The following is an 18,486-nucleotide window of genomic DNA, read 5'->3' on the forward strand; positions in this document are numbered from 1 at the left end:
CCACGATGGCAGACATTCAAAACACAGTCCCCCAGTCGGTCACGCCTCCGAGTGGCCGCGCTATCGCCGCCCGTGAATTCTGGGCGAATTTTTCGCGTAACCGTGGCGCCGTCGGCGCGGGCATCATCGTGCTGCTGTTGATCGTCGTCGCGATTTTCGCGCCGCTGATCGCGCCGCATAGCCCGATCGAACAGTACCGCGACTTCGTGAAGGTTCCGCCTGCCTGGCTCGAAGGCGGTAACTGGAAGTTCATTCTCGGCACCGACGAAGCCGGCCGCGACATCCTCTCGCGCCTGATGTACGGCGCGCGGCTGTCGTTCTGGATCGGCTTCGTGTCGGTGGTGCTCGCGCTGATTCCGGGCATCGTGCTCGGTCTCATCGCCGCGTTCTTCGAGAAGTGGGCCGACACGCCGATCATGCGCATCATGGACGTGCTGCTCGCGCTACCCTCGCTGCTGCTCGCGGTGGCGGTGGTCGCGATCATCGGTCCGGGCCTCGTCAATACGATGCTCGCGATCGCGATCGTCGCGTTGCCCGGCTATGTGCGTCTGACGCGCGCGTCGGCACAAGGCGAGTTGCAGAAGGAATACGTGACGGCCTCGCGCGTGGCCGGCGCGGGCACGTTGCGCCTGATGTTCTCGCAAGTGCTGCCCAACTGCACGGCGCCGCTGATCGTGCAGGCCACGCTCGGTTTTTCGTCGGCGATTCTCGACGCTGCGGCGCTCGGCTTCCTCGGCCTCGGCGTGCAGCCGCCGTCGGCGGAGTGGGGCGCGATGCTGGCGTCGGCGCGCGACTATATCGACAGCGCATGGTGGATCGTCACGATGCCTGGTCTGTCCATCCTGATCTCGGTGCTCGCAATCAATCTGCTCGGCGACGGGCTGCGCGACGCGCTCGATCCGAAACTGAAACGGATGGCTTAAATGAACAATCTACTGACCATCCGCAATCTCGCGGTGAACTTCAACGGGCTGCCCGCGGTCGACCGTATCAATCTCGACGTCGCGCCGGGCGAAGTGCTCGGCGTCGTCGGCGAATCGGGCTCGGGCAAGAGCGTGACGATGATGGCGCTGATGGGCCTCATCGACGCACCCGGCAAAGTCACGGCGGACGAAATCACCTTCAACGGCAAGAACCTGCTGAAGGCATCGGCGAAGGAACGCCGCCGGGTCATCGGCAAAGACATCGCGATGGTATTTCAGGACGCGCTCACGAGTCTGAATCCGAGCTACACGGTCGGCTATCAGATCAAGGAAGTGCTGAAGCTGCATGAAGGCCTGCGCGGCGGCGCGCTCGACAAACGCGCGCTCGAACTGCTCGATCAGGTTGGCATTCCCGACGCAAAGAGCCGCATCGGCGCGTTTCCGCATCAGATGTCGGGCGGCATGAACCAGCGCGTGATGATCGCCATGGCGATTGCCTGCAACCCGAAACTGCTGATCGCCGACGAGCCGACCACCGCGCTCGACGTGACCATCCAGGCGCAGATCATGGAACTGCTGATGCGCTTGCAGAAAGAGCGCGGCATGGCGCTCGTGCTGATCTCACACGACCTCGCGGTGGTGTCCGAGGTCGCGCAGCGCGTCGCGGTCATGTACGCTGGCGAAGTGATCGAAACGAACAAGGTGCCGGATATTTTCGCCGCGCCTCATCATCCATACACGGAAGCGCTGCTGGCGGCGATCCCCGAGCACAACGTGGGCGCGGTGCGGCTCGCCGCGCTGCCGGGCATGGTGCCGGGACGCGACGACCGTCCGAAAGGATGCCTGTTCGCGCCGCGCTGCAAGTACGTGGTGGACGACTGCAACAAGGCACGTCCCGCGCTCGCACCCATGCAAGGTCACGTCGAATTGGCGCGCGTGCGTTGCATCAAACCCCTGAACCTGAGCGGCGACGCCAACGTTCACACCCACGGAGGCGCACGATGAACGCTGTACTCGAAACGCGGCGCCAGTCCGGCCATGCGGGCGATCACGTGCTGGTTGCCGACCAGCTCGCACGCTACTACACCGTCAAGCGCGGCATGTTCGCGACCGGCACGGTCAAGGCGCTGAACGGTGTGTCCTTCGCGCTCGAGCGCGGCAAGACGCTCGCCGTGGTCGGCGAGTCCGGGTGCGGCAAGTCGACGCTCGCGCGTCAGCTCACCATGATCGAAGCGCCCAGCGCTGGCCGCCTGCTGGTCGACGGCGAAGATGTGGCGGGCGCCGATCACGCGAAAATCGCGGCGCTGCGGCAGCGCGTGCAGATGGTGTTTCAGAACCCGTTCGCGTCGCTGAATCCGCGCAAGACCGTCGAGCAGACGCTCGGCGAGCCACTCGCGATCAACACGCAACTGAGCGCCGCCGAGCGCGCCGAGCGCATCGCGCAAATGATGCGCACCGTCGGCCTGCGCCCGGAACACGCGAAGCGCTATCCGCATATGTTCTCGGGCGGTCAGCGTCAGCGCGTGGCCATTGCGCGCGCGATGATTCTGGACCCGCAGATCGTCGTGGCCGACGAACCCGTGTCGGCGCTCGACGTGTCGATCCAGGCGCAGATTCTCAATCTGTTCATGGATTTGCAGGAGCAGTTCAAGACGAGCTACGTGTTCATCTCGCACAATCTGTCAGTGGTGGAACATATCGCCGACGATGTGATGGTGATGTACTTCGGCGGCGTCGCGGAACTCGGCGACAAAAAGCGGATTTTCTCGAAGCCGCGGCATCCGTACACGCGCGCGTTGATGTCGGCCACGCCGTCCATCTTCGAGGCGGACCGCACCATCAAGATCAAGCTGCAAGGTGAAATGCCGTCGCCGCTCAATCCGCCTTCGGGCTGCACGTTCCATCAGCGCTGCCCGTATGTGATCGACCGCTGCCGCAGCGAGGAGCCGAAGCTACGTGAAGTGGATGGCCGTCAGGTCTCGTGTCACCGCGCCGAGGAGGTGGGGGACGTGGATGCCTGATGCGCCGGCGGCGCGTCGTCTTGCGCGCCGCTCGCGTGATGGCGGCCGCCGCGCTGCCTTCATACGACGCTTGCGGGCGCGTGCACTGACCGGTGCCGCGCTCGTGGGCGTTTTTTGTTTCGACGCGGGGCTGACCGGCCTCGCGCATGCCGCGGGCGCTGCGGCCAATACGCCTGCTACCGCCGTCAATACCGCCGCGCAGGGCGCGCGCCCGGCATTGCCGGTGCCCAATCTGCCGTCGCAGCCGCGCGCCGCGCTGCCCGGTTTCAATCCGCCGCCCGCCACGCCGGGCACGACCGCAAGCGGGCCCGTGCGCGTGCAGCCGGCCCACATGCCGTTCTATGTCGCGTCGCGCGGCACGACCACCATCTACGTCCTCGGCACGCTGCATGTGGGCGATCCCGCCGATTACCCTCCCGCGCAGCCGTTTCGTCCGTCGATCATGGGCGCGCTGGCGGCCTCGCCGACGCTCGCGCTGGAACTCTCACCCGACGAGCTACTGGTCTCGCAAGACGACGTCTCGAAGTACGGCGTGTGCCGCCGCGACTGTCTGCCTGGCCTCCTGCCCGAGCCGCTGTGGCACAAGCTCGCGTCCCGTCTGCGCGGCAATCCTGCGGCGCTCGACGAGATCAAGAAGATGCGGCCCTGGCTCGCCTCGCTGCTGGTGGAAACCTACGACTCGCTCAGCGCCGGTTTGCAGACCGAGTACGGCACCGAGGCGCAATTGCAGAATGTCTATCTGCGCACGCGCGGCAAGATCGTGGGTCTCGAAACCTTGCCGCAGCAGATGCACGCCTTCACCGGGCTCTCGCTCGCGCAGCAGCGCGAGATGCTGGCGCAGGATCTGGTGCAGACGCCCGCGCAAAACGTGGAGGATGTGCGGACCTTGCACCGACTCTGGCGTGTGGGCGACGCCGATGCGATCGCCGCCTGGGAAGCCGCGAAAACCGAAAAGCTGGCACGCGACAAACCCGTGTCGAACTCGATCGACAACAAGATCGTTTATGAGCGCAACCGGCGCTTCGTCTCGCGGATGCTGCTGATCGCCGCGCCCAACAAACCGGTGTTCGTGGCGATCGGCACGTTGCATCTCGGCGGACGCAAAGGCGTGCTGCAACTTTTGCGACAGCGCGGGTTTGTGGTTGAGGCGGGATGAGAGAGCCTACCCTCGCTCCAACTCGCTAACGACTTCCCCTACCAGCTCCGCCCATTCCCCCAGCACCTTCTGCCGGAACAGCCGCATTCCCGGATACCACGGCGAGTCGCTGCGCGATTCGAGCCAGCGCCAGTCGGAGTTGGCCGGCAACAGCAGCCACACCGGCTTGCCGAGCGCGCCCGCGAGATGCGCGACGGCGGTATCGACGGAAATCACCAGATCCAGGTTCATGATCAACGCGCCAGTTTCTTCGAAGTCATGCAACTCGTCGATGAAGTCGTGCTCGCGCAACGGCTGGGGCGCGCGGGCCAGTTGCGCGTGCGCCGGGCCTTTCTGCAACGCATACCAGCTCACATTTTTCACGCCCGCGAGCGGATGCAGGTGGGCGAGCGACATCGACCGGTAGCGGTCGTTGCCGAACGTCGCGCTGCCCGCCCACACGAGTCCGATCTTGCGCTCGCCGCCGCTGCTCGCGTTCAGCCGCTCGCGCCACGCTTCGACCTTCGCCGTGTCCGCGAACATGTAGGGCAGGTTAGTGGGGATGCTGGACAACTCGGTGCCGACGCACGACGGCACGCTCATCATCGGCACCCAGAAGTCGTATTCGCCTTCCGCCTTGCCGCTGAACGCGCGATGCACGCCCGGCATGCGTTCGACCAAGCCCAGCAGCGGCTCGCGCGCGCAGACGTCGACCGTCGCGCCGCGCTCCTGCAGCATGCGCGCATAGCGCAGGAACTGGAAGTGATCGCCGAAACCCTGCTCGCCGACCACCAGCAAACGACGCCCTTCGAGCGGTTCGCCGCGCCATTCGGCCACGCCCGGAACCGCGAGCGCGTCGTAATCGCTCTTGCGCCAGCGCAGCGCGAATTCCGCCCAGCCGCGCGCATAGTCGCCGCGCTTGAGCAGAAGCCACGCGAGGTTCTGATGCGCGTCGGCGTAGTTGGGATCGCGCGCCAGCGCGTCGCGGTAAAACGTTTCTTCTTCGTCGAGCCGCCCTTGTGCGCCGAGCGAACCGCCCAGGCACACGAGGTTCGTCGGATTCGGGTTCAGCGCCACCGCTCGCCGGTAATGCGCCTCGGCGCCCGCATAGTCGCCGCGCTTGCCGATCGCGCTGCCCAGATTGACATGCGCCTCCGCGTAATCGGGACGAAGCGCGATGGCGCGCTCGAAACTGGCGATGGCCGCCTCGTGCTCGCGCTGCGCGTTGTGCGCGTTGCCCGAGTTGAAATGCGCTTCCGCCGAGTTCGGATCGAGCGCGAGGGTGTTGCGATAACACGCGAGCGCTTCGGCGAACCGGTTCAGCTTGCCGAGCGCCGCGCCGAGATTCAGATGCGCGTCGACGAGCGCCGGATTCGACGCGATGGCCAGCCGATACTGTTCGACCGCCTCGTTCAACGCGCCTTGCGCTTGGAGCGCGACGCCGAAATTATTGCGGGCGTCGGCGAAATCGGGTTGCAGTTGCAGCGCCTGGTCATAGCAGATGGTGGCTTCGTCGAGATGGCCGAGCGCGGCGGCGGCGAGCCCCCGGTTGCTCCAGCAGGCGGCGTCGTGACGGTCGTGCTTCAACGCGTGGCTCATCAGCGCGGCCGCGGCCGCGTGCTGTCCGCGCTGATAGTGCAGTACACCGAAATAATGCAGCGCCTTCGAATTCGCCGGATCGAGCGCGAGTATTTCGCGGTAGAGGGATTCGGCGGTGTCGAAGCGGCCGGCCTGGTGCGCGTCGAGCGCGGCCTGGATCAGCGCGGGAAGATTGGCGGGAGGCGGCGCGCTGCGCCCGTCGTGATGCGGGATTTGATGTTCCATGGAGACCTGCGAGAGGAGCCCCGCCGACGCGCGCTGCACGCGCCGGCGAGTGTGGATGGGAGATCGTCCAGCATCTTAGGTTCGGCCCAATGGGCAGACGTTCGGACGCATCCTATTTCCCTTGCAGGTTTTTCATGTTTGAGGCGCTTCGCCAATGTGCCGCGGAAATGTCGCGCGGCACATCGGAAACTGCCGAGTCGCTATGTTGGCGTCCTACATGAACATCAGGAAATTCAGCAGGAAGATGTTCACCACCAGCAAGGTCAGCGCGGTCGGTATCTGCACCTTGATCACGGCGTTCTTGTCCGGCAGTTCGAGCAGCGCTGCGGGCACCATGTTGAAGTTCGCGGCCATCGGCGTCATCAGCGTGCCGCAGTAGCCCGAGAACATGCCGATCGCCACCATCACGGCGGGATTGCCGTGAAACACGCCGACCAGGATCGGCACGCCGACGCCGCCCGTCATCACCGGGAACGCGGCGAAACCGTTGCCCATCACCATCGTGAACAGCGCCATGCCGATGCAGTACACGGCCACCGCGATGAAACGATAGTCGAGGCTGATGTACGCCGTGGTCACGTGAGCCACGGCTTTGCCGACGCCCGCGTCGGAAAACACGAGGCCGAGCATGCCGAGCATCTGCGGCAGCACGGCGGCCCAGGAGAGCGCGTCGACGAGACGGCGCGCTTCCTTCATCGACTGCCCGACGGTGTCGCGCGTGAGCACGCAGGCAATCGCGAGCGCGATCACGCAGCCGATGCCGAAGCCGATCAACGTGACGTTCGCCTTTTCGATCAGCGGCAGGCCGCCGAACACGAGGTGGCTTGCCGCCAGCGTGATGATCACGGTGATCGCCGGAATGGTCAGCGCCGGCACGAAGAGCTTGTTGCGCAGGCGCGCGGCACTCGCCTTGCGCGCTTCGAGCGACAGCACTCGGGGCTTGCCCGCGGTGACGCCGCCCAAGCCCGCGATCACGGCCATCGCGATGACCGCGACGCCGACCACGGCGGCTGGCAGCTTGTCGCCGATCAGAAAGATCAGCGCGTAGAGAATCCAGAAGCCGCCGGCCGTCAGGCGGCGCGGGTGCTCCTTATCCGTGACGATCATGCCGCCGATGATCAGCAGCACCACGCCCAGCAGCCAGAACAGATAGTTGATCGTGAGCGTCATGCTTTGCCTCCTGCTGCCGATTGAGCCGGCGACGCGCCGGTGTTGGCCGGCTTCGCGTTGCCGCGCAACTCGCGGTCGAGCTTGCGGTCGAGCAGATACAGGCGGAAGCCGTGAATGAGGAACGCGCTGATCGCAGTCGGAATGCCCCAGACCGCCACGTGAATCGGCTCGACGACGATGCCGGCTTCCTTCAGGAACGTGGTCATCAGCACGATTGCGCCGAACGCCACGAAAATGTCTTCGCCGAAAAAGAGGCCGACGTTGTCGGTCGCCGCCGAGAAGGCGCGCAATTTGAAGCGCACCGCGTCGCTGATCTTGCCGAAGCGCGTTTCGGTCGCGCCTTCGGCCATCGGCGCGATGAGCGGGCGCACCATCTGCGGATGTCCGCCGAGTCCGGTCAGGCCGACCGCCGCGGTCAGTTCGCGCACCAGCAGATACACGATCAACAGACGCCCGGCCGTGGCGGCCTTGATGCTGCTGATCCACGTCTGCGCGCGCTCGCGCAGGCCGTGCCGCTCCAGCAAGCCGATCACCGCGAGCGGCAGGAGAATGATCAACGGAATGTTGCGCGTCTTGATGAAGCCGGTGCCGATTTCGGCGAGGATCTTGTCAGGCGGGAAGTGCGCGGCCAGACCGGTGACGATCGCGGCGGCCGCGACGATCAGCATCGGATTGAACCGCAATAAAAAGCCAACGATGATGACGGCCACGCCGATGAGCGGCCATAGACTAACTGTTGTCTGCATCTGGATCTCCGAACAGGTTTTAACCTCGCCGCTTGTGACGGCTGATAGGGTCCGGCGCGCGGCGATCCGCGCGCCGTCTTGGTTCCGCGGCTCTTGATGGCCACGTTGCTGCGCACTGCAACTACGACTTCGACTGCAACTGCAACTGCAACTGCAACTGCGACTGCGACTTCGACTGCGTTTCTTGCGATGTATCGAATGCGGGTGAGACAAGATGTCTCGTGTCTGGCGAACGCCCCGCTTGGAGCGGGGCGTTCGGGGCATGTCAGGTCGGGTTCGCGTGAGGCTTCAGACGCGTGCGGCGCCGGCCGCGTGGACTTCGATGCCGGCTTGCGCGAGCGCGTCGCGGATGCGCCGCGCGAAGGCGAGCGCGTGCGGGCCGTCGCCGTGCAGACAGATGGTCTGCGCATTCAACGCGACCCATTGACCGTCCACGGCACGCACCCGCTGCTCGCGCACCATGGCGAGCGTGCGTTCGAGCACTTCGTTTTCGTCGTCGAGCAACGCGCCGGGTTCCTTGCGCGGCACGAGCGAGCCGTCGGCGCGATAGCCGCGATCGGCGAAAACTTCTTCGATGGCGGTCAGCCCCGCGTTGCGCGCGGCTGTCACGAGGCCGCTGTTGGCCAGCGCGAACACCGCCACTGACGGGTCGAAGTCGTGCACGGCCGAGACGATCGCGTCGGCGATCTTCGCATCGCGCGCGGCCTGGTTGTACAGCGCGCCATGCGGCTTCACGTGCGCGATGCGGCCGCCCTCGGCCTGCGCGATCGCAGACAGCGCGCCGAGTTGATACAGCACGCCCGCGTAGATCTCGCTGGCCGGCAAGTCCATCTCCTTGCGGCCGAAATTCTCCGGATCGTTGAAGCTCGGATGCGCGCCGATCGACACGCCTTTTTGCACCGCCCAGCGCACACAGTCGCGCATGGCCTTGGCGCCGCCCGCATGCCAGCCGCACGCGATATTCGCCGAGCTGACGAGGTCGAGCAGCGCCTCGTCGGAGCCGCAGCCTTCGCCGAGATCGGCATTCAGATCGATTTCCATGATGTTCCTCAATTCTCAAGAAAACGCCGGGCCGCCCCAAGTTTTCTTGCCGCCAGCCCGGCGTGACGCGCCAGGCTGGGGGCGGTCATTGTTACAACGCCACGGCGGCTAGCTGCCGCGCGCAGCGTTCTTCATGCATTGCAATCGCGGCATCGATTTGCCGCAAATACGTGCGTTCTTCCAGTAAAGCCTGGCGCGCCTCGTCCGGCGTCGTCGGGATGAAGCGCAGGGCCGCGTTCAGCCGCACCTGCGCGAGCTTCCACAAGTCGGCCTGGATCACCGCGCCGATCTTCGGATAGCCGCCGGTGGTCTGCGCGTCGCTCATCAACACGATCGGCTGGCCGTTCGGCGGCACCTGAATCGTTCCCGGCAACACCGCGTGCGATAGCAGATCGGTCTTCTGCACGCGTTTCAGTTCGGCGCCCGCGAGCCGGTAGCCCATGCGATTGCTGTTCGGCGTGACGAGCCACTCGTCGGACCAGAACGATTCGCGTGCCTGCTCGGTGAAGCTGTCGTACTCCGGGCCGCGCAACACGCGGATCGGCGCGGCCCAAGGCACGCCGGACGGATGACGGCCGCGCCGCAGCGGCTCTTCGACGAGCACGAACTTGCACCACGCGGGCGCCTTCACGCCGAACTCCGGCGCGTCGGGCGAAAAGCCCACATTGCCACGCTGCGGCGGCGCGCCGACCGGCAAACGGTCGCCGTCGCGCAGCGCGCGTCCGCCCAAGCCGCCGAAGTGGCCGGCGAGATCAGTGCTGCGCGAGCCGAGCATCGGCAAGACGTCGATGCCGCCCGCGATGCACACGTAGCCGCGCATGCCGCGCTTCGCCGCGTTCAGCACGAGTTCCTGGCCGGCTTTGACCGGCAGACTCCACCACGAATAGACCGGCTTGCCATCGAGCGTCGCGCCAAATTCCGTACCCGTGATGGCCACCCGCGTCGCGCGCAAGAAGCGCAGCGCGGTCGGACCGAAGGTAATTTCGAGACCGGCCGCGTCGGGCCGGTTGCCGACGAGCCGATTGCCGATTTCCAGCGACAGGCGGTCGAGCGCTCCACCCGTCGCGACGCCGAGATGCCGGTGGCCGTGACGGCCGAGGTCCTGGATCGTGGTCAACAGACCCGCGCGAATCACGTCGATCATGCGTGTATCCCCGCGACGGTGAAGCGCACCCGGTCGCCGGGTTGCAGCAAGGTGGGCGGCCGACGCGCCGGATCGAAAAGCGGCAGGTCGGTGCGGCCGATCAGTTGCCAGCCGCCGGGGGACGCGGCCGGATAAATGCCCGTCTGCTCTCCGCCGATGCCGACCGAGCCCGCCGGCACTTCGAGTCGGGGCGACGCGCGGCGCGGCGTGTGCAGCGCTTCGTCGAGGCCGCCCATGTACGCGAAGCCCGGCTGGAAGCCGAGGAAGAACACCACGTAGTCGCCGCTCGAATGACGCTCGACCACCTCGCGCATGCTCAAGCCGGTGTGATTCGCCACCTCGGCCAGATCCGGGCCGAACTCGCCGCCGTACTGAACCGGAATCGCGACTTCGCGGCCCGCGCCGGGCGCCTCGCTGACGGCGTTCCAGGTTTCGCGCAGGCGAATGGCCAGCGCGTCACGGTCAGCTTCGAGCGGATCGAATACGAGCGTCAGATTGTTCATGCCCGGCACGACTTCCAGCACATGCGGCCAGTCGCGCGCGACTTCGGCGGCGGCCCAGACGCGGCGCTGACAGTCCAGCCTCGCCGGCGGAGGCGCCTCGCAGACCAGCGCGGCGTCGCCGAGCGGGAAAATTGTGGGTTGGCTCATGGCTTGAAGACCCGATGAAGTCGAAGAGTTTCCTGCGCGCGCACCCGTCCCGAAGCGGCGGCTCACAGGCTTGCGCGGAAATCAGAGCATACATTCTCAATAAAATATCGATATTTTATCAATAAGAGTTTTCGCCAGGCTCGCCGGCGGCGAGCCGCTCGTCGTACACTGCCGACACTTTCCATTACGTTTCCCGAGAACCTCACATGTCGCGGCATCCCACCAAGATCGTCTCCTCGGAACATCTCGTGTCCGACACGAGCGCGGAGCTGTCAGAGCTCGAGTACGCGCTCATCATGGCTGGCAATGCATTCAACCGGTGGATGGTGCGTTGCATGTCCGCGGCTGGCGAAAAAGACATGACGGCCATCGAGGTCTCGCTGCTGCATCACGTGAGTCATCGTGAGCGGCGCAAGAAGCTGGCCGACATCTGCTTCGTGCTCAACATAGAAGACACGCACGTCGCCACCTACGCGCTGAAGAAACTCGTAGCTAGAGGGTATGTAAAAAGCGAAAAAACCGGCAAGGAAGTGTTTTTCTCGGCGACCGATGCAGGCCGCGCTTTGTGCCTGAAGTATCGCGAGGTGCGCGAGAGCTGCCTCATCTCGACGCTGAAGGAAAGCGGCCTCACCAACGAGCAGATCGGCGAGGCGGCGCAATTGATGCGCAACGCGTCGGGCATGTACGACACGGCGGCGCGCGCGGCGGCGTCTTTATAAGCGGTTAGCGGCGCGGCTGAAGCTGAAGCGCAAGGCCACGCGCGCCGCGCGTTAACTGCTTGAGCATGGCGTCGTGGCGTCGTGGCCTATTCGGCCGCGCGCGAATGAAGTCCCGTTTCGGTGACGATCATGTCGAGCGGAATGTCGTGAGCCTCGCGCTCCAGCGCCGGCGTGCGGCATGCTTCATACGCGACGCCCACCGTGACCGGCCTCGCCGAGCCTGGCCAGCCGGCGAGCGTGCGGTCGTAATAGCCGCCGCCGTAGCCGAGCCGGTAGCCGTCGGCATCGAAACCCACGCAGGGCACGAGCAGCAGCTCGGGAATCACCTTGCGCCCGGTGGCGGGCTCCGCGATTCTGTGATGGCCGATCTTCATGGGCGTATCCGGCGACCATGCATGGAACTCCAGCGGCAAGCCGCGTTCCTTGATGATCGGCAAACTCGCCTCGCGTTGCGAGTTGCCGGCGAGCCAGATGGCGATCGCGGTGCGCGCGTCGAACTCGCCCGCAAGCGGCCAGTAGAAGCCCACGCTTTTCACATTGAAATGCCGGAGCGCATCCAGAATGCAACGACCGAGCGCGTCGTTGTGCGCGGGCTCGGAAGCCGCATGCAGCCTTGCTTCCAATAGCATTCGACGCAGCGCCTTTTTCGATTCCGCGCGAGGGTTGCATGCTATGCTTGGGTTCAATTCGCGCTCCAGAAACAACGATGTCAAAAAGTCTTTATCGAGTATATCGCGCGGCCGGGATGGCGCTCGCCGCAGCGGCGCTCGTCGCGTGCAGCACGGCTTCAGCCGTCAGGCCTCTTCCCATTTCGCAGCTCACCAACGACGACCAGATTTTCGTCCAGTTGCGCGAGGCCGCCCGCAATAACGACGCAGCGCGCGCGGCGCAACTGGCGGGCATGATCCCCAGCTATCCGGCGCCTTCGTACCTGGAATATTTCCAGATCAAGCCGCAGCTCTTCGATTCGGGCGGCCATGCGCGGGTCGATGCGCCGGACGCGCCGGTGCTCGCGTTTCTGCAGAAGTACGACGGTCAGGCTATCGCCGACCGCATGCGCAACGACTATCTCACGGTGCTCGGCACGCGCCACGACTGGCGCAACTTCGACCAGCAATATGCGCGCTTCGTGCTGAACGACGACACACAGGTGAAGTGCTACGCGCTCGAGTCGCGCGCGTCGCGCGGCGAAAATGTCGCGGACGCGGCACGCGCGCTGCTGGTCGATCCGAAATGGTATGGCGACGGCTGCGTCGATCTGATCACGGTGCTCGGTGTCGACAAACAGTTCAGCACCGACGACATCTGGCAGCAAATCCGTCTCGCGTACGAACAGAACAACACGAACACGGGCAGCAAGCTCGTCGATGCGCTCGGCAATCCGGCGCCCGATCCCGTGCTGTTCGGCCAGGCTACGAGCACGCCGCCGCTGTTGCTCGCGCGCGGCGTCGGCGCCGATGCGCAATCGCATCAACTCGCGTTGCTCGCCATCACGCGTATGGCCCGCAACGATCCAGCCATGGCCGCGGCCACGTTTGCGTCGGTCGCGCCGTCACTGAATTCGCCGGAACGCGCCATCGGCTGGGGCACGATTGCGTATCAGGCAGCGCTCAAGCAAATGCCGGGCGCGGTCGACTGGTTCAGGTTGTCGGCGAACGCGCCGCTGTCGAATCCCGCGTACGAATGGCGCACGCGCACGGCGCTTCTGGCCGGCGACTGGAACATGGTGCGCTGGTCGATCGAGCAGATGCCGGCGGCGCTGCGCAATCAGCCTTCGTGGATTTACTGGCATGCTCGCGCGCTGAAGCAGGCCGGCGACACGGCCACGGCCAACCAGGAATTCGACTCGATCTCGCAGGGCTTCAACTTCTACGGCCAGCTGGCCGCCGAAGAACTCGGGCAGAAGATCGTGGTGCCGCCTAAAACGTCCGTGACCGACGCCGAGGTGCAGCAAGCCGGCAACACGCCGGGTTTCGATCTCGCGCAGCGTTTCTATGCGCTGAATCTGCGGCTCGAAGGCAATCGCGAATGGAACTGGCCGCTGCGCAACATGAGCGACCGCCAATTGCTCGCCGCCGCGGAATACGCGCGCCGTATTCAACTGTACGACCGCACCGTCAACACGGCTGATCGCACGAGAACCGAACACGATTTCTCGCTGCGCTATCTGTCGCCGTTCCGTGACATCGTCGAGCGCGATTCGCAGTCGAACGGGCTCGACGTGGAATGGGCGTATGGGCTGATTCGCCAGGAATCGCGCTTTATCATCAACGCGCGTTCCGACGTCGGCGCGGGCGGTCTGATGCAGTTGATGCCGGGCACCGCGCAACTCGTCGCGAAAAAGATCGGCCTCGGTCCGATTTCGCGCGAGCAGATGAACGACATCAACACCAACATTCTGCTCGGCACGAACTATTTGTCGATGATCTACAATCAGTTCGATGGTTCCGCCGTGCTGGCCACCGCGGGTTACAACGCCGGGCCGGGCCGTCCGCGCAACTGGCGGCAGTCGTTGCAGCGTCCTGTTGAAGGCGCGGTCTTCGCCGAGGCGATTCCCTTCCAGGAAACGCGTGACTACGTCAAGAATGTGTTGTCCAACACGGTCTACTACGCGGCATTGTTCGAAGGCCGTCCGCAATCGCTGAAGGCGCGTCTGGGTTACATCGCACCGTAAGCGCCGTGCCGCCGCTGCCTCGTTTCGAGGCGGCGGTGCGCCACGCCAGCCGTTGCCGCGGCTTCCACCAGGGAGTCGAAAATGCGACACAAAGCCATTGCGATCGTTGGCGGTTCCGGTTTTATCGGCAGCCATCTCGTCAACGCCCTTATCGAAATGGGCAAAGACGTCCGCATCGCCACGCGGCGACGCTATAACGCGCGCCATCTCACGCTGTTGCCCATCGACGTGATCGAAACCGACGTGTTCGATCCCGTTCAGCTCGCGCGCTTTGTCGAAGGCACGGATTGCGTGATCAATCTCGTCGGCACGCTGCATGGCAAGCGGCGCACGCCGTACGGTCCGGAATTCGCGCGCGCGCACGTCGAATTGCCGACCCGAATTGCGGCGGCTTGCGAAGGCAAGGGCGTGCATCGGCTGATTCACGTCAGTGCGCTCGGCGCGGACTCGAACGGTCCGAGCATGTACGCGCGCTCGAAGGGCGACGGCGAGAAAGCCGTGCACGCGGCGAATCTCGCGTGGACGGTTTTCCGGCCCTCGGTGGTGTTCGGTCCTGAAGACGAGTTCCTCAACAAGTTCGCGTTCTTGCAGCGCATCTTTCCGGTCATTCCGCTCGCCATGCCGGACGCGAAATTCCAGCCGGTGTTTGTCGGCGACGTGGCCAAGGCGATCGTGAACGTGCTCGATCTCGACGCGGCCAACGGCCAGACTTACGAACTGGGCGGCCCGAGCGTCTATACGCTTGAAGATCTCGTCAAATATTGCGGCGACGTGATCGGCCGGCACGCGAGCATCATTCGCCTACCCGAAGCGCTCGCGCGTATGCAGGCCATGACGTTCGAGCTTGCGCCGGGCGAACCCGTGATCACGCGCGACAATCTGGATTCGATGAAAGTCGATAACGTGCTGAGCCGCCCGCTTGCGCCCGAGCTGGGGCTGGAACCGGCCAGCATCGAAACGATCGCGCCGGTGTATCTGACCGGCGGCTCGGCGCGCTCGCGTTTCGATGCGTTCCGCGCGAGCGCGGGACGCTGAACTTCTCCTTCTCCTCTCCTCATACAAACCGGCATGAAGCTGCTTATTGGTGACAAGAATTATTCTTCGTGGTCGATGCGTCCGTGGGTGCTGCTCAAGCACTTCGGCATTCCATTCGACGAACTGCTGATCCATCTGAACCAGCCCGGCACCAACGCCGCCGTGCTCGCCCACGCGCCGAACGGCCCAGGCAAGATTCCCTGCCTCATCGACGATAGCGGCCTCGCCATCTGGGATTCGCTGGCGATCGCCGAGACGCTTGCCGAGCGCTTTCCGCAACACGCATTGTGGCCGCGCGACGCGGCCGCGCGCGCGCATGCTCGCAGCGTGAGCGCCGAGATGCATTCGGGCTTCGGCGAATTGCGCTCGAATATGTGGATGAACATTCGCGCGTCGTTTCCCGGCAAGAATGCGAAGCCAGGCGTGCTGACCGACATCGCGCGTATCGAGGCAATCTGGCGTCACTGTCTGGAAACCTGCGGTGGTCCTTTCCTGTTCGGCGAGTTCAGCATTGCCGACGCGATGTACGCGCCGGTCGTCATGCGCTTCAAGACGTGGCAGCCGGCGTTGTCCGAAAGCGCCTCGGCGTATGTCGGCCGCATCGCGGCATTGCCCGCCGTCCAGGCCTGGATCGACGGCGCACTGAGCGAAACCTACGCCGTGCCGTATCTCGACGCATGCCCATGAATATCTATGCCGTAGGCGGCGCGATTCGCGACGAGTTGCTCGGTGTGCCGGTGCAGGATCGCGATTACGTGGTGGTCGGCGCGACGCCCGAGCAGATGGTCGCGCAAGGCTATCGTCCGGTCGGCAAGGACTTTCCCGTGTTCCTGCATCCGCAGACCCATGAGGAATACGCGCTCGCGCGCACCGAACGAAAAACCGCGGCGGGCTATCACGGCTTCCAGTTTTTCTACGCGCCCGACGTGACGCTGGAGGAAGACCTCGCGCGCCGCGATCTGACCATCAACGCGATGGCGCGCGAGGTGCGTCCCGATGGCGAATTGACCGGGCCCGTCATCGATCCATTCGGCGGGCAGCGCGACTTGCAGGCGAAACTCTTTCGCCATGTGAGCGACGCGTTTCTCGAAGACCCGGTGCGCATCTTGCGGATCGCGCGTTTCGCCGCGCGTTTCGCGGACTTCACGGTCGCGCCCGAGACGCTCGACCTGATGCGCAAAATGGTCGCCGAGGGCGAAGTGGATGCACTCGTCGCCGAGCGTGTGTGGCAGGAAGTGTCGCGCGGTTTGATGGAGAAGAAGCCGTCGCGTATGTTCGACGCGCTGCGCGAATGCGGCGCGCTCGTGCGAATTCTGCCGGAGATCGACGCGCTGTTCGGCGTGCCGCAGCGCGCCGACTATCACCCGGAGGTCGATACCGGCGTGCACGTAATGATGGTGCTCGATCACGCCGCGCAGCAAGGCTACGCGTTGCCGGTGCGGTTTGCCGCGCTGACGCACGATCTCGGCAAAGCCACCACGCCGGAAGACATCCTGCCGCGGCATCTCGGCCACGAAGGGCGCAGCGTGGATCTGCTGAAGCCGTTGTGCGAGCGCTTGCGCGTGCCGAACGACTGCCGCGACCTGGCGCTGCTCGTGGCGCGCGAGCACGGCAACATTCATCGTGTCATGGAAATGGGCGCGGCGGCGCTCGTGCGGCTGTTCGAACGGAGCGACGCGATTCGCAAGCCCTCGCGTTTCGCCGAGGCGTTGCAGGCTTGCGAGGCGGACGCGCGCGGCCGGCTCGGTTTCGAAGCGCGCGAGTATCCGCAGGCCGAGCGCTTGCGCGTCGCGCTAGTCGCCGCGCGCGGCGTGGATGCCGGCGCCGTCGCAAAACGGTTCGCCGATGCGCCGGCCGGCATCAAGGACGCCGTGCACGAAGAGCGCGTGCGCGCGGTGGAAGCGGCGCTTCAGTGAGAGAAAGCGGAAGCGAAGGCGCCGGCCTCGTTGCCGGCGCCATCCAACGCCATCCAACGCGATCCAACGCGATCCGGCGTTTATAAAAGCCGGGCGATCAACGACAGCAGCATCGACAGCACCAGCGTCGACATGAACGGGAACGGGTATTCGCGCCCAAAGATGCGCAAGGTCACGTCGCCCGGCATCCGGCCGATCCCGAGCTTGCGAAGCCACGGCCAGCAAGCCGACAGCACCGTCAATGCAACGAAGGTTGTGAGGAGCCAACGGATCATCGCCAGTATCCCGGCATTACAGCGTGTGCGACCTGTCGCCGCTGGAAAACGCCTGCAGCGTGTCTTCCAGACCGCGCGAAAACGCGATCACCTTGAACAGCTCGCCCATTTCGGCCTCCGACAACAGCTTCTGCACCGCATTCGCCGCGGGCAGAAAGCGCGCGGTGTCGGCGGGATCGATTTCGGATAACGCATCGGTCATGCCTGCATTGAGCAGGAAGCGGGCTTGCGACGTGAAGCCGAGCAGATCCGCGCCCGTCTCGACGCCGGCTTCGGCGATGCCGGTGAATTCCACGTGCGCGGTAATGTCCTGCAAGCCCGGATAGACGAACGGATCGCCGTGCGCGCGATGCCGGTAATGACACATCAGCGTGCCCTGAGCGCGCTGCGCGTGGTAGTACTCGTGGCGCGGAAAGCCGTAGTCGATAAAGAACGCCGCGCCGCGCGTGAGCATCGTGCAGATGGTGCGCGCGAAGGCGCGCGCGGCGTCGTGCGTTTCGGCGACGTAGGCGCCGCCGTCGGCCAGGTCGATTTCAGCGAGCGACGCCAGATCGGCGGATGCGGCGACCGGACGGTCTTCGAAGGCGAACCCGCCGTCGCGCCACGCGACGCCGCGCTCGCGCCAGGCGCCGTCGGCGGAGGCGAAAAGGCGCACGGGCATGGCGTCGAGCACCTCGTTGCCGATCACCGCGCCTTCGAAGCGCTCGGGCAATGCGTCGAGCCAGCGCACCTTGCCGGCGAGCGCGGGCGCGGCGGCTTCGATGGTTTCGCGCTGACGCGCGCGCAATTCGCCCGACAGATCGACGATCGAATAGCTGTCGAACTCGGCGCCGAGCGCCGCGAGCGCGTTGAGCAGACCCGCCGCGAGTTTGCCGGTGCCGGCGCCGAACTCCATCACGTCGCGCGTGCCGCTTTCCCTCAAGGCCTCGGCGATGGGACGCGCCAGCGTGGCCGCGAACAGCGGCGACAGTTCCGGCGCGGTGACGAAGTCGCTGCCGTCGTCGGCGCGCAGGCCGAATTTGCGGGCGCCGCCGCTGTAATAGCCGAGCCCCGGCGCGTACAGTGCGCGCTCCATATAACGGTCGAACGGCAACCAGCCGCCGGCGGCGTCCAGCTCCGCGCAGATCAGCGCGACGAGCGCTTCGGACTGCGCGAGCGCGCTCGGGCCGGGAGCAGGTAAACTATCGGGTTGGTGAGCTTTCGGATTCATCCC

Annotated in this window: 18 protein-coding genes; 9 read left to right on the top strand and 9 right to left on the bottom strand. The window is 65.3% G+C overall.

The annotated features are described in order from the left end of the window. Positions 1 to 5 precede the first annotated feature (5 nt). From VOM14_RS18495 to VOM14_RS18510, 4 genes are read left to right on the top strand one after another with little or no spacing between them, the layout of a single operon-like run. The gene (locus VOM14_RS18495) at positions 6 to 923 is read left to right on the top strand and encodes an ABC transporter permease subunit (protein ID WP_327630176.1); all 918 of its coding nucleotides are present in this window, start codon (positions 6 to 8) and stop codon (positions 921 to 923) included. Then, on the top strand, positions 924 to 1,928 hold the full coding sequence (locus tag VOM14_RS18500) for an ABC transporter ATP-binding protein (RefSeq protein WP_327630177.1): 1,005 nt from the start codon (positions 924 to 926) through the stop codon (positions 1,926 to 1,928). Further along, a complete protein-coding gene (locus tag VOM14_RS18505; protein WP_327630178.1) occupies positions 1,925 to 2,944 on the top strand; it encodes a peptide ABC transporter ATP-binding protein in 1,020 nt (339 codons plus the stop codon). The genes VOM14_RS18500 and VOM14_RS18505 overlap by 4 nt, the downstream gene beginning before the upstream one ends. Then, positions 2,937 to 4,100, top strand: coding sequence for a TraB/GumN family protein (locus tag VOM14_RS18510; RefSeq protein WP_327630179.1), 1,164 nt, complete (start codon positions 2,937 to 2,939; stop codon positions 4,098 to 4,100). The genes VOM14_RS18505 and VOM14_RS18510 overlap by 8 nt, the downstream gene beginning before the upstream one ends. 6 nt (positions 4,101 to 4,106) lie before the next feature. Here the strand turns inward: VOM14_RS18510 and VOM14_RS18515 are convergent, their stop codons facing one another. The 6 genes from VOM14_RS18515 to pxpB all read right to left on the bottom strand — a co-directional run bounded on the left by VOM14_RS18515 (position 4,107) and on the right by pxpB (position 10,654). Beyond that, entirely contained in the window at positions 4,107 to 5,903 is a 1,797-nt protein-coding gene (locus VOM14_RS18515; RefSeq protein WP_327630180.1) for a tetratricopeptide repeat protein, read from the bottom strand. Positions 5,904 to 6,116: 213 nt separating this feature from the next. Continuing rightward, complete coding sequence (locus VOM14_RS18520; protein ID WP_327630181.1) at positions 6,117 to 7,073, bottom strand: DUF979 domain-containing protein; 957 nt, start codon at positions 7,071 to 7,073, stop codon at positions 6,117 to 6,119. Next, positions 7,070 to 7,819 carry a DUF969 domain-containing protein gene (locus VOM14_RS18525; protein ID WP_327630182.1) on the bottom strand — a complete coding sequence of 250 codons (750 nt, stop codon included), beginning with the start codon at positions 7,817 to 7,819 and terminating at the stop codon, positions 7,070 to 7,072. Before VOM14_RS18525 ends, VOM14_RS18520 begins: the two co-directional genes overlap by 4 nt. Positions 7,820 to 8,107: 288 nt before the next feature. Beyond that, positions 8,108 to 8,860, bottom strand: a complete 753-nt coding sequence (gene pxpA / locus VOM14_RS18530) for a 5-oxoprolinase subunit PxpA (protein ID WP_327630183.1) — start codon at positions 8,858 to 8,860, stop codon at positions 8,108 to 8,110. Between the two features lie 91 nt (positions 8,861 to 8,951). Beyond that, positions 8,952 to 10,004, bottom strand: coding sequence for a biotin-dependent carboxyltransferase family protein (locus VOM14_RS18535; RefSeq protein ID WP_327630184.1), 1,053 nt, complete (start codon positions 10,002 to 10,004; stop codon positions 8,952 to 8,954). Further along, positions 10,001 to 10,654 (bottom strand): 5-oxoprolinase subunit PxpB, encoded by a 654-nt coding sequence (gene pxpB, locus VOM14_RS18540; protein WP_327630185.1) that lies wholly within the window; start codon positions 10,652 to 10,654, stop codon positions 10,001 to 10,003. Before pxpB ends, VOM14_RS18535 begins: the two co-directional genes overlap by 4 nt. A 206-nt stretch (positions 10,655 to 10,860) precedes the next feature. Between pxpB and VOM14_RS18545 the strand changes: the two genes are divergently transcribed. Continuing rightward, on the top strand, positions 10,861 to 11,373 hold the full coding sequence (locus tag VOM14_RS18545) for a winged helix DNA-binding protein (RefSeq protein WP_006052563.1): 513 nt from the start codon (positions 10,861 to 10,863) through the stop codon (positions 11,371 to 11,373). Positions 11,374 to 11,459: 86 nt separating this feature from the next. On the opposite strand, the gene VOM14_RS18550 is transcribed toward VOM14_RS18545, so the two are convergent. Next, positions 11,460 to 12,002, bottom strand: a complete 543-nt coding sequence (locus tag VOM14_RS18550; RefSeq protein WP_327630186.1) for a 5-formyltetrahydrofolate cyclo-ligase — start codon at positions 12,000 to 12,002, stop codon at positions 11,460 to 11,462. A 77-nt stretch (positions 12,003 to 12,079) separates the two neighbouring features. On the opposite strand from VOM14_RS18550, the gene VOM14_RS18555 reads away from it, so the two are divergent. The 4 genes from VOM14_RS18555 (at position 12,080) to VOM14_RS18570 (ending at position 16,998) form a co-directional block, all read left to right on the top strand. Beyond that, positions 12,080 to 14,047, top strand: coding sequence for a lytic transglycosylase domain-containing protein (locus tag VOM14_RS18555; RefSeq protein WP_327630187.1), 1,968 nt, complete (start codon positions 12,080 to 12,082; stop codon positions 14,045 to 14,047). Positions 14,048 to 14,128: 81 nt separating this feature from the next. Then, positions 14,129 to 15,082, top strand: a complete 954-nt coding sequence (locus VOM14_RS18560) for a complex I NDUFA9 subunit family protein (RefSeq protein WP_327630188.1) — start codon at positions 14,129 to 14,131, stop codon at positions 15,080 to 15,082. Positions 15,083 to 15,115: 33 nt separating this feature from the next. Then, positions 15,116 to 15,769: a glutathione S-transferase family protein gene (locus VOM14_RS18565; protein ID WP_327630189.1), complete on the top strand. Its 654-nt coding sequence runs from the start codon at positions 15,116 to 15,118 to the stop codon at positions 15,767 to 15,769. After that, positions 15,766 to 16,998 carry a multifunctional CCA addition/repair protein gene (locus VOM14_RS18570; protein ID WP_327630190.1) on the top strand — a complete coding sequence of 411 codons (1,233 nt, stop codon included), beginning with the start codon at positions 15,766 to 15,768 and terminating at the stop codon, positions 16,996 to 16,998. The genes VOM14_RS18565 and VOM14_RS18570 overlap by 4 nt, the downstream gene beginning before the upstream one ends. A gap of 80 nt (positions 16,999 to 17,078) precedes the next feature. Here the strand turns inward: VOM14_RS18570 and VOM14_RS18575 are convergent, their stop codons facing one another. Together VOM14_RS18575 and VOM14_RS18580 are read right to left on the bottom strand one after the other, a co-directional pair. After that, a complete protein-coding gene (locus tag VOM14_RS18575; RefSeq protein ID WP_327630191.1) occupies positions 17,079 to 17,273 on the bottom strand; it encodes a DUF2905 domain-containing protein in 195 nt (64 codons plus the stop codon). Positions 17,274 to 17,289: 16 nt separating this feature from the next. Beyond that, the gene (locus tag VOM14_RS18580; RefSeq protein WP_327630192.1) at positions 17,290 to 18,483 is read right to left on the bottom strand and encodes a class I SAM-dependent methyltransferase; all 1,194 of its coding nucleotides are present in this window, start codon (positions 18,481 to 18,483) and stop codon (positions 17,290 to 17,292) included. Positions 18,484 to 18,486 lie beyond the last annotated feature (3 nt).

This window comes from Paraburkholderia sp. MPAMCS5 (assembly GCF_036016995.1).
Taxonomy (GTDB): domain Bacteria; phylum Pseudomonadota; class Gammaproteobacteria; order Burkholderiales; family Burkholderiaceae; genus Paraburkholderia.

What these genes read in the sequence shown, in the direction of transcription:
- VOM14_RS18495 (WP_327630176.1), top strand. Translation starts at nt 6, where the DNA reads ATGGCAGACATTCAAAACACAGTCCCCCAGTCGGTCACGCCTCCGAGT.
- VOM14_RS18500 (WP_327630177.1), top strand. Translation starts at nt 924, where the DNA reads ATGAACAATCTACTGACCATCCGCAATCTCGCGGTGAACTTCAACGGG.
- VOM14_RS18505 (WP_327630178.1), top strand. Translation starts at nt 1,925, where the DNA reads ATGAACGCTGTACTCGAAACGCGGCGCCAGTCCGGCCATGCGGGCGAT.
- VOM14_RS18510 (WP_327630179.1), top strand. Translation starts at nt 2,937, where the DNA reads ATGCCTGATGCGCCGGCGGCGCGTCGTCTTGCGCGCCGCTCGCGTGAT.
- VOM14_RS18515 (WP_327630180.1), bottom strand. Translation starts at nt 5,903, where the DNA reads ATGGAACATCAAATCCCGCATCACGACGGGCGCAGCGCGCCGCCTCCC.
- VOM14_RS18520 (WP_327630181.1), bottom strand. Translation starts at nt 7,073, where the DNA reads ATGACGCTCACGATCAACTATCTGTTCTGGCTGCTGGGCGTGGTGCTG.
- VOM14_RS18525 (WP_327630182.1), bottom strand. Translation starts at nt 7,819, where the DNA reads ATGCAGACAACAGTTAGTCTATGGCCGCTCATCGGCGTGGCCGTCATC.
- pxpA (WP_327630183.1), bottom strand. Translation starts at nt 8,860, where the DNA reads ATGGAAATCGATCTGAATGCCGATCTCGGCGAAGGCTGCGGCTCCGAC.
- VOM14_RS18535 (WP_327630184.1), bottom strand. Translation starts at nt 10,004, where the DNA reads ATGATCGACGTGATTCGCGCGGGTCTGTTGACCACGATCCAGGACCTC.
- pxpB (WP_327630185.1), bottom strand. Translation starts at nt 10,654, where the DNA reads ATGAGCCAACCCACAATTTTCCCGCTCGGCGACGCCGCGCTGGTCTGC.
- VOM14_RS18545 (WP_006052563.1), top strand. Translation starts at nt 10,861, where the DNA reads ATGTCGCGGCATCCCACCAAGATCGTCTCCTCGGAACATCTCGTGTCC.
- VOM14_RS18550 (WP_327630186.1), bottom strand. Translation starts at nt 12,002, where the DNA reads ATGCTATTGGAAGCAAGGCTGCATGCGGCTTCCGAGCCCGCGCACAAC.
- VOM14_RS18555 (WP_327630187.1), top strand. Translation starts at nt 12,080, where the DNA reads ATGTCAAAAAGTCTTTATCGAGTATATCGCGCGGCCGGGATGGCGCTC.
- VOM14_RS18560 (WP_327630188.1), top strand. Translation starts at nt 14,129, where the DNA reads ATGCGACACAAAGCCATTGCGATCGTTGGCGGTTCCGGTTTTATCGGC.
- VOM14_RS18565 (WP_327630189.1), top strand. Translation starts at nt 15,116, where the DNA reads ATGAAGCTGCTTATTGGTGACAAGAATTATTCTTCGTGGTCGATGCGT.
- VOM14_RS18570 (WP_327630190.1), top strand. Translation starts at nt 15,766, where the DNA reads ATGAATATCTATGCCGTAGGCGGCGCGATTCGCGACGAGTTGCTCGGT.
- VOM14_RS18575 (WP_327630191.1), bottom strand. Translation starts at nt 17,273, where the DNA reads ATGATCCGTTGGCTCCTCACAACCTTCGTTGCATTGACGGTGCTGTCG.
- VOM14_RS18580 (WP_327630192.1), bottom strand. Translation starts at nt 18,483, where the DNA reads ATGAATCCGAAAGCTCACCAACCCGATAGTTTACCTGCTCCCGGCCCG.